The following is a 14330-nucleotide window of genomic DNA, read 5'->3' on the forward strand; positions in this document are numbered from 1 at the left end:
AAAAAGGCCTGCCAATGCAGACCGCAAAACGGTTTGTCCAAACATCATCATCAACCTCGTCAGCCCCCGCGCTACATCCGAACAGAATGATGCAGTCGCAGCAATTTCTCGCAGTTGCAGCATTGCGCAACTTGCGGGGCGTTCATATGAAAACAGGGCCGCCGCGTCCACCCCCGTGGCATTGGGGCAACAGTATGGCGGCAAGAAGGCGCTGACCGGATGGTCAGCTTCCGCTGCGAAGAACGCGTCCGAGCAGGTTGAAACGGCGCGGTTTTTTCTCGACCGGCGCGTCCGTCAGCGCCAGGTGGGCTGCGGCCATACGCGCCACGGGCACGCGAAACGGTGAGCACGAAACGTAGGAAAAGCCCGCTTTTCGGCAAAAATCAATCGAATCGGGGTCGCCCCCATGCTCGCCGCAAATCGACAGGGTCAAGTCAGGTTTCACTGCCCTGCCTCGTTCGGCCGCGATGTTGAGCAATTCGCCCACACCATCCGCATCGAGCGTATGGAACGGATCCTCGGCAAAGACCCCCTGCTGGACATAAGTTCCCATGAACCGGCCTGCATCGTCGCGGCTGAGCCCATAGGTCATCTGGGTCAGGTCATTGGTTCCAAATGATAAAAAGTCGGTGATCTCGGCGATCTCCCCGGCCTTCAGGGCGGCGCGCGGCGTCTCCACCATCACGCCCAGACGGAAGCCGAAGCGCGTGCCGCGCTCGTTGCGCACCGCGGCGGCGACCGCATCGATATTGGTCTTGAGCAGTTCGACCTCTCGCCGGGCCGAAACCAGCGGCAGCATGATCTCCGGCGTCACGATCGCGCCCTTGAGGCTGACATCCACCGTCGCCTCGAAGATCGCGCGCGCCTGCATCTCGTAGATCTCCGGGATCGCGATGCCGAGCCGCACGCCGCGCATGCCCAGCATCGGGTTGTATTCGCTCAGCGCCTCGATCCGGTGGGTGACCGTCGAGACCGGCAGGTCCAGCGCCTCGGCCAGGTTCCAGATGCCCTCCCGCGAGGTCGGCAGGAACTCGTGCAGGGGCGGGTCGAACAGCCGGATGCAGACCGGCTTGCCGCGCATGATCTCGAACAGGTCGACGAAATCCTCCCGCTGCATGGGCAAGAGCCGCTCCAGCGCCGCGCCGCGCGCCTCGCCGGTCTCGGCGAAGATCATCTCGTGCATCACGGTCAGGCGGTCTTCGTCGAAGAACATGTGCTCGGTCCGGCACAGCCCGATCCCCTCGGCGTCGAACCGGCGGGCGGTTTCGGCGTCGGCGGGCGTGTCCGCATTGGCACGGATGCCGATATCGCGGGCCTGGTCGGCCCAGGCCATGAGCGTGCGGAAGGACCCGTCGAGCGCCGGCTCCATCAGCCGCGGCGCCCCGGCGAGACAAGCCCCGGCGGTTCCGTCCAGGGTCACCGTGTCGCCCTCGGCAAACACGCGCCCATCCCGGGTGGTCAGGGTTTTTGCCCGCAAATCCAGGGTGATATCCCGCGTGCCCACGACGCAAGGCTTGCCCAGGCCCCTGGCGATCACCGCCGCGTGGCTGGTCATGCCGCCCTTCTCGGTCAGCACGCCGGAGGCCGCGTGCATGCCCCGGATATCCTCGGGCGAGGTTTCGGGCCGGACCAGGATGCAGGGCGTCTCCTGGGCGGCGCAGGCCTGGGCGGCGGTGGCGGAAAACACCAGCTGCCCGGTCGCCGCGCCGGGGCTGGCGGCCATGCCCTTGGCGATCGGGTCGCGCTGCGCGTCGAACGCGACCTGCCGGTGCAGCAGTTCGGGCAAGGTGCGCGGCTCGATCCGCAGGATCGCGTCCTCCTTGCTGATCACGCCGCTTTCGGCCAGCGCCACGGCGATGCGCACCGCCGCCCGGGGCGCGCGCGGCACGCGGACCGCGTCGAGCACGCTGAGCTTGCCGGCATCGAGGGCGAACTCGATCTGCATCTCCTCGCGCAGCCCGGTGCGCAGCACATCGCCGAAGGCGCGCAGCTCGGCAAAGGCCTCGGGGCAGGCGTCTTCGAGGGACGGGCCGCGGCTGTCGCGGGACAGGTACAACGCCTCGGCCCGGCGGGCGAGCGCGTCGCGGCCCTGGGACTGGCTGAGATAGCGGCCGGTGATCTGGGCCAGGCCGGTCTCGGAGCTGACGAACTGAATCACGCCGGAGCCGCTCTCGGCCGCGCCCATGCCCAGCGCCATGCGTTGCACCACGAGCCCGAGTCCCGCATCAGGCGGCGCGCCCTTGGCCTGGCGCAGCAGCCGTGCGGAGGTCCCTTCCCAGGCGCGTGCCATGGATTTCAGCACCGCGGCGAGCTGATTCGCCGGGTCCTGGGGGAAGGGTTCGTCCATTTCTTCTTCATATATTTCAAGGGATTGGACGAGGGCGTCGCGAGTTGGCTCGGTTGGCTCGAACAGCTCGGGATCGAGCCGAGCGACCTCCACCGCGTAGGCCTGCACGAAGCGCAGATAAAGCGCGCGGGCGGCCTCGGCGCCGATGGTTTCCGACAGGGTCAGCAGCATGGTGTCGTTCATGCCCACATCGAGCATCGCCGTGGGGCCGCCCCATTCCTGCATCGCCGGGCTGGGCCGTACGGAGACCAGGCTGTCGGCCCCGAAACTTCCCAAAAGGGGCCTTGTATCAATGACTTGACCCGCCGCGATCCCGTGCACCGTCTCGAAGCTCAGCGCGACGGTATGGGGCACGGGCATGTCGAGCCGGATCAGCCGCTGGATGCATTTCGCGCGTTGGCCGTGGGTCTCGGCGGAGAGGTCCACGGTCCTTGTGATCTCGGTGAAAGGCGCGTTCTTCTGCACCGCAGCATCCTCCTGTTAGCGCTACGATAGACGGAGTCGGCGCATTTGCAACTGCCACCAAGGACGCATCTGCACGCGGTCGGATCCGGGTCGGGCACCTGTCGGACATGCGTCGGGCAAGTGTCGGGCACCTCCGCGCGCCCCGTTCAGGGCGCGTTAACCCTCGATCCTGGTCAGATCGGCCAGTTTCAGGCAGGTCGCGCGGATGCGGGAGAGCAGGTTGAGCCGGTTGCGGCGCAGGATCTGGTTCTCGGCATTGACCTGCACGGCCTCGAAGAAGGCATCGAGCGGCGCGCGCAGGGACGCCATGGCGGCGGTGGCGGCGGCGAAATCCTCGGCTTCGAGCGCCGGGTCGATCACGGCCTCGGCGGTGTCGAGGGCCGCGAAGAGCGCGCGCTCCTCGTCGGTCTCGGCAAACTTCGGGTCCGCGCCGTAGGAGTATTCGACCCCGTCGGCCTCCTCCGCCTGGGTGAGGATGTTGTTGGCGCGCTTGAACCCCTGGAGCAGGTTCTCGCCATCCTCGGTTTTCAGGGTTTCCGAAAGGGCGCGGGCGCGGTTCACCAGCAGCAGCAGGTCGTCATTGCCCTCCATGGCGAGACAGGCGTCGATGATATCGTGGCGGATGCCCTCGTCGCGCAGGAAGACCTTGAGGCGGTCGTGGAAGAAGGAGAGGAGGTCGTCCTGACTGCGGGCAACCAACGCCTTCCAGTCGCTCATCGATTTGCTACCGTCGGCACGTTCTTGATCAGTTTTTGCATGCGCAACGAGGGCAGAGAATAGTGGTCTCGAAGTGTTCTCGGAGTTGTGGTGCTTAACCGAATTAATTAGCGGCAATCGAAGCCCATTCTCCAGCACGATCCGGATCACGCCGAGGGCGGCGCGGCGCAAGGCAAATGGGTCCTTGGAGCCGGTGGGTTTCTCGTCGATGGCCCAGAAGCCGGTGAGGGTGTCGAGCTTGTCGGCCAGCGCCACGGCGATGCTGAGGGGGGCTGTGGGCACGGCGTCGGAGGGGCCGAGGGGTTGGTAGTGGTCCTGGGCGACCGCGGCGATCTCCGCCGGGTGGCCCGCGGCCTCGGCATAGTAGCGGCCCATCAGGCCCTGAAGCTCGGGGAACTCAAAGACCATTTCCGAGCTGAGGTCCGCCTTGGCCAGTTCGGCGGCGGTGCGGGCGGCGTCCGGGTCGGCGCCGACCTGGGGCGCGAGGGTGGCGGCGAGATCGGCGATGCGGGCGATGCGGGCGGCTTGGGAGCCGAGCTTGTTGTGGAAGGTGACGTTTTCCAGCGCCTCGCGCCAGGGCTGCATGCCTGCGCGGGCGATCCTCAGATCGTTTTCCCAAAAGAACTTGGCATCGGCCAGCCGCGCCGAGAGAACCTTGCGGTTTCCGGCGAGTATCGTGGCCCCGTGATCGGTGGTTTCCGTATTTGCCACTGTCACAAATCGAACAATTTTGCCGGATTTCAGATCTCGAACGCTGAAAAACTTTTGATGTTCTTTCATCGAGGTCTGCAGCACCTCGGGCGGCAGGTCGAGGAAGTCCGCGTCGATCTCCCCCATCAGGGGCACGGGAAATTCCACCAGACCGGCGACCTCGGACAGCAATCTGCGATCCTCCACGACCTCCAGCCCCTGGGCGAAGGCTTGATTGGTGGCGTCGGCCCAGATATGCTCGGCCCGTTCCTCGGCATCGAGAATGACCTTGGCGCGGCGCAGCTTGGTCTCGTAATCCTCGAACCCGTGGACCTTGATCTCGCCGGGTGCCAGGAAGCGGTGGCCCTCGGTCACATCCCCGGCGGTGATGCCGTCGACGGTCAGGGGCACGATTTCGGCCCCCTCTTCATCGCGGATCAGGCAGAGGATGCGATGCAGCGGGCGGACCCAGCGCAAGGAGCTGCTGCCCCAGCGCATGGATTTCGGCCAGGGGAAGTTGCGGATGGTGGTCTCGAGCACCTCGGCCACGATCTCCGCCGCCGGGCGGCCCGGTTTTTCGATCACGGCGAAGAGGACGTCGCCCTTGGGGGTCTCGCGGGTCTCAAGCTGCTCGCGGCCGAGGCCCGTGGAGCGCAGGAACCCCTCGATGGCTTTCTCGGGCGCGTCGGCCTTGGGCCCCTTGCGCTCTTCGCGCACGGGCGCGGAGGCGGCGAGCATGTCGGAGACCACCAGGGTCAGGCGGCGCGGCGTGGCATAGGCGCGGGCCCCGGCATAGGTGATGCCCGCCTCGACCAGCCCGTTCGTGACCAGCTTTTGCAGGTCCTGCGCCGCGCGGGCCTGCATCCGGGCGGGGATTTCCTCGGAAAAGAGTTCGATCAGAAGCTCGGGCATCGGTCAGTCCGCAAATTTTTCATTGAGTTGGTGCCAGGCAAAGGCGCGCCCGTCGCGATACACGGCGACGATCCGGTCCACGCCATCGGCGATCTCGGCCTCGCCCAGGAAGGCCAGCGCCGTGCCGTCGCGCAGGTCCGCGCCAATCCGTGCGGCGTCGAAGCAGTCGAACCAGCCGGGCGCGTTCAGGGGCACGGCGGCGTCGTGGATCACGTAGCTCTCGGTCAGCAAGGCGAGGCTTTCGGACGTGTCGAAACAGGCGCGGAAGCGCAGGGGGCTGGAGCTGCCGTCGATCGCCTGCAGGTTGGTCGCCAGCATCGGTTCGGGCGCGTCCTGCCCGCCCAGGGGGGTCAGGCGGATGGTGACGGTTTCGGCATCAACCTGTTCATAATAGGCGTAAATCTGGGTGTAGTAGACCACGATCCCGAAGATCAGGGCAAAGCCCACGATCGCGCCGCCGACGAGCTTGCCCCGGTTCATGCGGGCGCAGGCGTCCAGCCGCCGGCCTCGGTTTGCACGAAGGCATCGGCGCAGGCCTTGGCGAGCGCGCGGACCCGGCCGATATAGGCCTGGCGTTCGGTGACCGAGATCACGCCGCGCGCATCCAGCAGGTTGAACAGGTGGCTGGCCTTGATGCACTGGTCATAGGCCGGGTGGACCATGAGGATGCGTTTGCCGGTTTTCGGGTCTTGGTGCGGGGCCGCGAGGGCGGCGGCGCATTCGGCCTCCGCCTCCTCGAAGTGCTTGAGCAGGGTCGCGGTGTCGGCCTGGTCGAAGTTCCAGCGGGAATACTCGGCCTCGGTCTGGCGGAAGACGTCGCCATAGCTCAGCGGGATGGCTGCGTCGGGGGCGTTGAAGGGCATGTCCATGACGTGATCGACGCCGAGCACATACATCGCCAGCCGTTCGAGACCATAGGTCAGCTCCCCCGAGACCGGGCGGCAGTCATGGCCGCCGACCTGCTGGAAATAGGTGAATTGCGAGACTTCCATGCCGTCGCACCAGACCTCCCATCCCAGGCCCCAGGCGCCGAGCGTGGGGCTTTCCCAGTCGTCCTCGACAAAGCGGATGTCGTGGAGGGCGGCGTCGATGCCGATGGCACGGAGCGAGCCGAGATAGAGCTCCTGCAGGTCGGGGGGGCTGGGTTTGATGATGACCTGGTACTGGTAGTAGTGCTGCAGCCGGTTGGGGTTCTCGCCGTAGCGGCCATCGGTGGGGCGGCGCGAGGGCTGGACATAGGCGGCGGCCCAGGGGCGGCTGCCCAGCGCGCGCAGGGTGGTGGCCGGGTGGAAGGTGCCTGCACCCACCTCCATGTCATAGGGTTGCAGCACGGCGCAGCCCTGGTCGGCCCAGTAGGCCTGCAGGCGTAGAATGATTTCCTGGAACGAGCGGGGGGTGTCCATGGGGATGCCTTTGATCAGAGCCGCGTTCTCAATAGGCAACAGCCCCGGCAGGGTCAACGCGCCCCGGACGGGTTCTGCGTGCAGGGGACGGCGGATTTTGCCAAAGTGCGGCGCAAACGGGCAATTTTGATCGAGGACAAGCGTGACAGGACGGATTTTTGCAGGGGCGGCGACGGCGATCTGGCTGATGGCGGGGGTTGCAGGCGCGCAGGAGCAGGTGTGGATCCAGGTCGAGGCACAGCCGACGCTGCGCGCGGCGGAGGACCGGGCGCGGGATTACGCGGGCGCGTTGGGCGATGTGGCGGGCTTCCGGCTGCCGTCGGGGTGGTACGCGATCGCGCTGGGGCCGTTCAGCCCGGGCGACGCGGCGGCGGTGCTGTCGCGGCTGCGCAGTTTCGGCCAGGTGCCGGGCGACAGTTTCATCGCCGATGGCACGGATTACGGCGCGGCGTTCTGGCCCCAAGGGCAGGTCACGCCGCCCGCGACCGCACCCGGGCTGGTGCCCGACGCGCCGGTCCTGACGATCAGCCCGATCCCCGAGGCCCCCGACGAGACCGAGGCCGAGGCCCGCGCCAGCGAGCGCGCCCTGGACCGGCCCGCGCGGGAGGCCTTGCAGCAGGCGATGCAGTGGTTCGGGTTCTACCGGGCGGCGATTGACGGGGCGTTCGGCCCGGGCACGCGGCGGGCCATGTCGGAGTGGCAGGCCGATCGCGGCTTGCCGGTGACCGGCACGCTGACCACGGCGCAGCGCGCGCAGCTGCTGGCCGAATGGCAGGGCGACCTGGCCGCGCTGGGGATGACCCGCGTGGCCCGCGAAGACGCCGGGATCGCGCTGGACATGCCGATGGGAATGGTGGCGTTCGACCGGATCGAGCCGCCCTTCGTGCATTACACCGGCGACGGCGGGCGCAAGGCACTGCTGATCAGCCAGGAGGGCTCGCCCGCGGGCCTCGCCGGGCTGTACGAGATCATGCAGACGCTGGAGGTGATCCCGCGGGAGGGGGAACGGGCGCTCTCGGGCGACAGCTTCGAGATCCGCGGGCGCAACGGCGAGATCGAGTCCTATACCTATGCCGCGCTGGAGGATGGGCTGATCAAGGGCTTCACCCTGGTGTGGCCGCCCGAGGACGCGCGCCTGATGGCGCGGGCGGCGCAGATGATGCGCGCGAGTTTCGAGCCCGTGGGCGACAGCGCGCTGGACCCGACGCTGGGCGACCGCCAAGCCGAGCAGCGGATCGACCTGCTGGCGGGGCTGGAGGTGCGGCAACCGATCCGCGCGGGGTCGGGGTTTTTCGTCACGCCCGCGGGAGACGTGCTGACGGCGGCGCGGGGGCTGGAGGGCTGCGCGCGGCTGACCATCGGGGACGACATCGCGGCGGAACTGACACAGAGCGATCCGGATCTGGGCCTTGCGCTGCTCAGCCCGACCGAGACCGTGGCACCGATGGCCGTGGCGCGGTTCGCGCCCGGGCCTGCGCGGTTGCAGGCGGAGATCGCGGTGGCGGGCTATTCCTATGGCGGGCTGCTGGGGGCGCCGACGCTGAGTTTCGGGACACTGGCGGATCTGCGCGGCCTGACCGGGGAAGACGCGCTCGACCGGCTCGCCGTGACCGTGACCGAGGCCGATGCGGGCGGCCCGGTTCTGGACGTGGCGGGCGGGGTGCTGGGGCTGTTGCTGCCCCGGGGCATGGACGGGGGCCGGGTGCTGCCGGAGGACGTGAATTTCAGTGCCGATGCGGCCGCGATCACCGACTGGCTGGGCGCGGCGGGGGTCGAGATCGTCCAGAGCGATCCAAGTACCGCCCTGCCGCCCGAGCGGTTGGCCATGCTGGCGGAGAACCTCACGGTGCTGGTGTCGTGCTGGGCCGAGTAGGGTCGCTCAGGCGCGCCAGAACCGCACGGTAAAGAGCGCGAAGACCACCATCAGCTCCAGCCGCCCGATCAGCATCGCGGCCGACAGGATCCATTTCGCGGTGTCGTTGAGGCCCGCGAAATTGCCTGCGGGCCCGATCTGGTCGCCGAGGCCAGGGCCGATATTGCCCAGTGCGGTGGCCGCGCCCGACACCGAGGTGATGAAGTCGAGCCCGGTCAGCGCGAGCAGCACCGACAGGATGCCGAGCGAGACGGTGAACATCACGAAGAACGCCATGACCGAGGACAGCACGTCTTCGGTCACCGGCTTGCCGCCATAGCGGGGCGTGAACATGCCGTGGGGCGAGTGGATGCGCCGGATCTGCGCCACGATGGAGGCGATCAGCAGCTGGTAGCGGAACACCTTGATCGAGCAGGCGGTCGAGCCCGCGCAGCCACCGATCAGCCCGGCAAAGAACAGCACCACCACCGGGAAGGCCCCCCAGAGCATGTAATCGGCGCTGGCATAGCCCGTCCCGGTGATGATCGAGACCGTGTTGAACAGGGACTTGCGGAGGGATTCCTCGCCCGGCGTGTCGATGGCGATCATCTTCCACGTGGCGATGATCAGCACGATCACCGCGACCGTGGCGAAGAAGGCCCGCACCTGCGGGTCATGCAGCAGGGGGCGTGCGGTGCCCGCGACCAGCTGGACATAACGCACGAATGGCAGGGCCGCGAGCAGCATGAACAGAGTGGCGGCGTATTCCATGGCCGCCGGGAAGGCGCCGAAACTGGCGTCGGAATTGGCGAAGCCGCCCGTGGCGACCGTGGTCATGGCGTGGACCACCGCGTCGAAGCCGGTCATCCCGAGGATCAGGTAGGTCAGCGCGCAGGCCCCGGTCAGGCCGAGATAGATCACCGAGATCCGGCTGGCGATCTGGGTGGCGCGGGGCAGGATCTTGCCGATCGTGTCGAACCCTTCGGAGCGGAAGATCTGCATCCCGCCGATGCGCAGCTCCGGCAGGAACACCATGGCCACCACGATGATCCCCACCCCGCCGAACCACTGCATCATGCCCCGCCACAGCAGCAGGCCGGGCGGCAGGGTTTCCAGCCCGGTGAAGACGGTCGAGCCGGTGGTGGTCAGGCCCGACATCGCCTCGAAGAATGCATCGACATAGCGCGCCTCGGTCGCCCCGAACACGAAGGGCAGCGCCGCGAAGACCGGCAGGGCGAGCCAGACGCCCGTGGTCAGCAGGAAGGTCTGCTGGATATTCAGCCGGTCGCCCACCCCGTTGGCGCAGGCAATCGCGGTCAGACCGCCGACAAGCCCCGACAGGATCGCGGATTCCAGGAAGGCGGGCCAGTGCCCGTTGCCCGCGATCAGGTCGAGCGCCATGGGCACCAGCATGGAGGCGCCCAGGGCGGCCACCAGCAGGCCGATCACGTATCCGACGGGGCGCAGGTCAAACATGGCGCGCAGGGTTGGCCTGTGCCGGGGGGGCTGTCAACGCCTGGCTCAGGTCTTGGTCTTGAAGAGGGACGCGTGGGCGCCGGTTTCCTTGCGGAAATCGGCACGCTTGTCGGCATGGAGCGCGCGGCCCGCCTGCACGCCCGGGCGGGCCGCCAGCGTGTCGAGCCAGCGCGCCATGTGGGGTTTGTCGTCGAGGGTTTGCTGCTGACCCTCCCAGAGCGACGCCCAGCCCCAGCAGGCCATGTCGGCAATGGAGTAGAAGTCGCCCGCGATGAATTCGTGCCTGGACAGTTGGGTGTCGAGCACCTTGTAGAGCCGCCCGGTCTCGGCCCGGTAGCGGTCCTTGGCGTAGGGCAGGTCGTTGGGCGGGTCCATGGCGGGGGCGTATTTAAGGAAGTGATGGGCCTGGCCCGCCATGGGGCCGAGCCCGCCCATCTGCCACATCAGCCACTGGTCCACGGCGATGCGGTCGCGCTCGGTCGCGCCGTAGAAGCGGCTGGTCTTGCGCGCGAGGTATTGCAGGATCGCGCCGCTCTCGAAGATCGAGATCGGCGCGCCGTCGGGGCCGTCGGGATCGGTGATGGCGGGCATCCGGTTGTTGGGCGAGATGGCGAGGAAGGCAGGCTTGAACTGGTCCCCTGCCCCGATGTTCACGAGATGCGTGGTGTAGGGCAGGCCCATTTCCTCCAGCGCGATGGAGGCCTTCCAGCCGTTCGGCGTGGGCCAGAAATAGAGCTCGATGGGTCGGGTCATGGGGCGGCTCCGCGGGGTTTGGTCCGACTATGACGGGTCGGGCCGCGGGCGCAAGGGTCAGGGCAGGCTGCGCGGCGGCGGGGCCAGATCGCGCAGGGCCTGCGGGCCGCGGTCGGTCAGCAGCGCGGAGTAGAGGTCCATCACCCCCGCGCGCAGGTAGGCGCCCCAGTGGCACACCGGCGCGCAGCGCGGGCCGATGGCGTGGCCGAGGGCCGCGAGATTGGCCAGCTCCGCCTCGTCGGCGAGGCTCAGCGCGATCCAGTTCTCCGCCCGGGGCGGGCGGCGGCCGAGGGCCGTGCCGGTCCCGGCCTCGCGGCGCAGGGCCTGTTCCAGCAGCCGGTCGAAGAGCCAGTTTTCCCGGGGGGCTGATCTGCAGGATCTCGGCGCCCTGGGCGCCGGGCCGGGTCAGGACCGCCCGGGCATGGGTGTCGAAATCCGCGGGGGCCAGCAGGATCACCTGGCGCACCATGGGCGCGGGCAGCGCGCCGAGCGCCGCGAGCGCGACCCGCCCGCCCAGGGAATGGCCCATCAGCTTGATCGGGCGCGCGGGGTAGCGCGCATGGAGCCGCGCGATGAACTGCGCAAGGTGCGTGCCCACCGCCTCGGCCTGGGCGAAAGCCTCGGCGAAGGTGCCGCGCGCGTCCCAGCCGATGGGCAGGCAGAGCCCCGGGTCGTCGGGATCGTCGCGAAACCCCAGCGCGGCGGGCCAGGAAAGCTGCCGCCGGGGCCGTTTGCGCCCGCCCGGCGCGGTCGCATAGAGGCTGTCATGGGGGTTGGTGGGGCCGCGCAGGGGCGAGTAGCGAAACCCGTGGATCAAGAGCACGATCGGGTCGGTCGGCCCGCCCGCCGCCGCCGCCCGGCCCAGCCGCCGGTCGAACCCGGTCTCGCCCCCGGCAAGCCCGGTGACGGTCTCGGTCACGGTCAGATTGAGGACGGGCATGACGGCTCCCTTCGCTCTGCGTGGCACCAGATGTTGTGGATGGCGGGTAGTGCCAGACTACGAAGGGGGTGTGAAACTTTCGTTAGACTTCCGTGACGGTGCTTGACCGCGCCGCGCAACACCCCTAGACCCGCGACACCGTGGTGATTTGGTGCCGGATTGCAGGCCACGTAAAACACGCTGCTAAAAGGACGCGGAACCCCCGAGCCCGTCCGGCTGCGGGGTTTTTTCGTGCCCGGAACCCAAGCTCCGGCGCGACAGGAGACGAGAGATGACCGAGAAACAGACCCGGACAAAGCTGGTCCATGCGGGCACGCGGCGCAGCCAGTATGGCGAGGTGGCCGAGGCGATTTTCCTCACCCAGGGGTTTGTCTACGACACCGCCGAGGCCGCGGAGGCGCGGTTCATCGAGGCGGGCGCGGACGAGTTCATCTATGCCCGCTACGGCAACCCGACGGTGCGGATGTTCGAGGACCGGATCGCCGCGGTGGAGGGGACCGAGGACGCCTTTGCCACCGCGTCCGGCATGGCGGCGGTCAATGGCGCGCTGGCCTCGATGCTGCGGGCGGGCGATCACGTGGTCTCGGCGCGCGCGCTCTTCGGCTCGTGCCTCTATATCCTCGAAGAGGTGCTGACCCGCTACGGGGTGGAAGTGACCTTCGTGGACGGTACGGACCTCGCGGCCTGGCGCGCCGCGATCCGGCCCGACACCAAGGCGGTGTTCTTCGAGACGATTTCCAACCCGACGCTGGAAGTGATCGACATCGAAGCGGTCGCGAAACTGGCCCATGCGGTGGGCGCGCTGGTCATCGTGGACAATGTCTTCGCCACGCCGATCTTTTCGCGCGCCAAGGACCAGGGCGCGGATGTGATCGTCTATTCCGCCACCAAGCATATCGACGGACAGGGGCGCTGCCTCGGCGGGGTGATCTGCGGCACCAGGGACTTTGTGCGCAAGGTGGCCGAGCCCTACCTGAAACACACCGGCGGCTCGCTCAGCCCGTTCAACGCCTGGGTCATGCTGAAATCCATGGAGACGCTGGATCTGCGGGTGCGCGCGCAGGCGGAAACCGCGCAAGCGCTGGCCGAGACGCTGGAGGGGCACGCGGCACTGGAAAAAGTGATCTTCCCGCACCTGCCGAGCCATCCGCAATACGATCTGGCCCGGGCGCAGATGGCGGCGGGGGGCACGGTGCTGGCGCTGGACATCAAGGGCGGCAAGGCGGGGGCGTTCCGCTTCCTCAACGCGCTGGAGATCGTGACCATCTCGAACAATCTCGGGGATGCGAAATCCATCGCGACGCACCCGGCGACCACCACCCACCAGCGCCTGACACCGGAGCAGCGCGCGGGCCTGGGGATCACCGACGGGCTGATCCGGCTCTCGGTGGGGCTGGAGGATGCGGGCGACCTGCTGCGCGATCTGCAGACCGCCCTCGCCGCGGTGTAAACCCCGGAAAAAAATGCGCCTTTCCCGCGCGCGGATTTGCCTGCAAAAATAGCGGTGCGGGTGATCCAGAAGGCGGACTGTCACGTATACTTGACACAAAGATGCTGGAAACCCGGCATGCGGCCCCCATCTTATGCCGGGCTGTCACTTGGGATGCGAGGGAGCTGCCCACATGAATGTTTATACCCCGGATATCGACAAACTGCCGAACCGAGACGAGGCTGCGACGGCCCTGGCCACGCTGCGGGCCTGGGCGCAGACCGCCTCGGCCGCCGAGATCGAGACCCTCGATCCATCCGTGGCGCGGCTGCTGCCGGGGGATCCGTCGGACTATCCGTCCCTGGCGCGCGCCTACCCGGAGGAGTTCTCCGTCGACGCGGCTTACAAGGACAGCCTGCCGGACCTGCAGAACGGGCCCTCGTCCCTGATCCGGGGTGCCAAGGCGCAGATCCAGCATGTTGGGATTTCCAACTTCCGACTGCCGATCCGGTTCCACACGCGGGACAATGGCGACGTGACGCTGGAGACCAGCGTGACCGGCTCCGTCAGCCTGGAGGCGGAGAAGAAGGGCATCAACATGTCGCGCATCATGCGCACCTTCTACGGGCACGCGGATGAAACCTTCAGCTTCGAGGTGATCGAACGGACGCTGGACGCCTACAAGTCCGACCTGGAGAGCTTCGATGCGCGCATCCAGATGCGGTTCAGCTTCCCGATGAAGGTCGAAAGCCTGCGCTCGGGCCTGTCGGGGTATCAGTATTACGACATCGCGCTGGAGGTGGTCGATGTGAACGGGCAGCGGCGCAAGTTCATGCATCTGGATTACGTGTATTCGTCGACCTGCCCCTGCTCGCTGGAGCTGTCGGAACATGCGCGGCAGTTCCGCGGCCAGCTGGCCACGCCCCATTCCCAGCGCTCGGTCGCGCGGGTGTCGGTGGAACTGACCTGCGGCGCCGATGACTGCCTGTGGTTCGAGGACCTGGTGGAGCTGTGCCGCGAGGCGATCCCGACCGAGACCCAGGTGATGGTCAAGCGCGAGGACGAGCAGGCCTTTGCCGAGTTGAACGCCGCCAACCCGATCTTCGTGGAGGATGCGGCGCGCAGCTTCTGCCTCGCGTTGCAGCGGGACGACCGGATCGGCGATTTCCGGGTGGTGGCCAGCCACCAGGAGAGCCTGCACAGCCATGACGCGGTGAGCGTGCTGACCGAGGGGCCGACTTTCGCCAGCGACAGCCTCGATCCGCGGCTGTTCCAGACCCTGTTCCACGTGGGCTGAGTTTCACGTTGGCTGCGCGGGCCTCCGGGCGCAAAATCCTTGAGGAAGG

General features: G+C 67.8%; 10 protein-coding genes, 1 pseudogene and 1 riboswitch. Of the genes and pseudogenes, 4 read left to right on the top strand and 7 right to left on the bottom strand.

The annotated features are described in order from the left end of the window. Positions 1 to 223 precede the first annotated feature (223 nt). The 4 genes from DSHI_RS12225 to DSHI_RS12240 all read right to left on the bottom strand — a co-directional run bounded on the left by DSHI_RS12225 (position 224) and on the right by DSHI_RS12240 (position 6534). The gene (locus DSHI_RS12225) at positions 224 to 2812 is read right to left on the bottom strand and encodes a putative PEP-binding protein (protein WP_012179068.1); all 2589 of its coding nucleotides are present in this window, start codon (positions 2810 to 2812) and stop codon (positions 224 to 226) included. A gap of 156 nt (positions 2813 to 2968) precedes the next feature. Continuing rightward, entirely contained in the window at positions 2969 to 5131 is a 2163-nt protein-coding gene (gene glyS / locus DSHI_RS12230) for a glycine--tRNA ligase subunit beta (RefSeq protein WP_012179069.1), read from the bottom strand. A 3-nt stretch (positions 5132 to 5134) separates the two neighbouring features. Further along, the gene (locus DSHI_RS12235; protein WP_012179070.1) at positions 5135 to 5611 is read right to left on the bottom strand and encodes a DUF6446 family protein; all 477 of its coding nucleotides are present in this window, start codon (positions 5609 to 5611) and stop codon (positions 5135 to 5137) included. Beyond that, entirely contained in the window at positions 5608 to 6534 is a 927-nt protein-coding gene (locus DSHI_RS12240; protein ID WP_044027852.1) for a glycine--tRNA ligase subunit alpha, read from the bottom strand. Before DSHI_RS12240 ends, DSHI_RS12235 begins: the two co-directional genes overlap by 4 nt. A gap of 142 nt (positions 6535 to 6676) precedes the next feature. Between DSHI_RS12240 and DSHI_RS12245 the strand changes: the two genes are divergently transcribed. After that, on the top strand, positions 6677 to 8407 hold the full coding sequence (locus DSHI_RS12245) for a serine protease (protein ID WP_012179072.1): 1731 nt from the start codon (positions 6677 to 6679) through the stop codon (positions 8405 to 8407). A gap of 6 nt (positions 8408 to 8413) precedes the next feature. Here the strand turns inward: DSHI_RS12245 and DSHI_RS12250 are convergent, their stop codons facing one another. Together DSHI_RS12250 and DSHI_RS12255 are read right to left on the bottom strand one after the other, a co-directional pair. Next, positions 8414 to 9862 carry a TrkH family potassium uptake protein gene (locus tag DSHI_RS12250; RefSeq protein WP_012179073.1) on the bottom strand — a complete coding sequence of 483 codons (1449 nt, stop codon included), beginning with the start codon at positions 9860 to 9862 and terminating at the stop codon, positions 8414 to 8416. Between the two features lie 45 nt (positions 9863 to 9907). Further along, positions 9908 to 10615 carry a glutathione S-transferase N-terminal domain-containing protein gene (locus DSHI_RS12255; RefSeq protein WP_012179074.1) on the bottom strand — a complete coding sequence of 236 codons (708 nt, stop codon included), beginning with the start codon at positions 10613 to 10615 and terminating at the stop codon, positions 9908 to 9910. 168 nt (positions 10616 to 10783) lie between these two features. Between DSHI_RS12255 and DSHI_RS22500 the strand changes: the two genes are divergently transcribed. Then, positions 10784 to 10984: a hypothetical protein gene (locus DSHI_RS22500; RefSeq protein WP_162017708.1), complete on the top strand. Its 201-nt coding sequence runs from the start codon at positions 10784 to 10786 to the stop codon at positions 10982 to 10984. 79 nt (positions 10985 to 11063) lie between these two features. On the opposite strand, the pseudogene DSHI_RS23115 reads toward DSHI_RS22500, so the two are convergent. Then, positions 11064 to 11555: pseudogene (locus DSHI_RS23115) on the bottom strand (hypothetical protein); the annotation flags it as partial. Between the two features lie 130 nt (positions 11556 to 11685). Continuing rightward, positions 11686 to 11762: riboswitch (SAM riboswitch) on the top strand. Between the two features lie 64 nt (positions 11763 to 11826). Between DSHI_RS23115 and metZ the strand changes: the two are divergent. Continuing rightward, a complete protein-coding gene (gene metZ / locus DSHI_RS12265) occupies positions 11827 to 13005 on the top strand; it encodes an O-succinylhomoserine sulfhydrylase (RefSeq protein WP_012179075.1) in 1179 nt (392 codons plus the stop codon). Positions 13006 to 13177: 172 nt separating this feature from the next. Then, a complete protein-coding gene (gene folE2 / locus DSHI_RS12270) occupies positions 13178 to 14281 on the top strand; it encodes a GTP cyclohydrolase FolE2 (protein WP_012179076.1) in 1104 nt (367 codons plus the stop codon). Positions 14282 to 14330 lie beyond the last annotated feature (49 nt).

The organism is Dinoroseobacter shibae DFL 12 = DSM 16493 (assembly GCF_000018145.1).
Taxonomy (GTDB): Bacteria; Pseudomonadota; Alphaproteobacteria; order Rhodobacterales; family Rhodobacteraceae; genus Dinoroseobacter; species Dinoroseobacter shibae.

Excerpts from the sequence above, each read along its gene's own strand:
- DSHI_RS12240 (WP_044027852.1), bottom strand. The coding sequence starts at position 6,534 with ATGGACACCCCCCGCTCGTTCCAGGAAATCATTCTACGCCTGCAGGCC.
- DSHI_RS12255 (WP_012179074.1), bottom strand. The coding sequence starts at position 10,615 with ATGACCCGACCCATCGAGCTCTATTTCTGGCCCACGCCGAACGGCTGG.
- glyS (WP_012179069.1), bottom strand. The coding sequence starts at position 5,131 with ATGCCCGAGCTTCTGATCGAACTCTTTTCCGAGGAAATCCCCGCCCGG.
- DSHI_RS12250 (WP_012179073.1), bottom strand. The coding sequence starts at position 9,862 with ATGTTTGACCTGCGCCCCGTCGGATACGTGATCGGCCTGCTGGTGGCC.
- DSHI_RS12235 (WP_012179070.1), bottom strand. The coding sequence starts at position 5,611 with ATGAACCGGGGCAAGCTCGTCGGCGGCGCGATCGTGGGCTTTGCCCTG.
- folE2 (WP_012179076.1), top strand. The coding sequence starts at position 13,178 with ATGAATGTTTATACCCCGGATATCGACAAACTGCCGAACCGAGACGAG.
- metZ (WP_012179075.1), top strand. The coding sequence starts at position 11,827 with ATGACCGAGAAACAGACCCGGACAAAGCTGGTCCATGCGGGCACGCGG.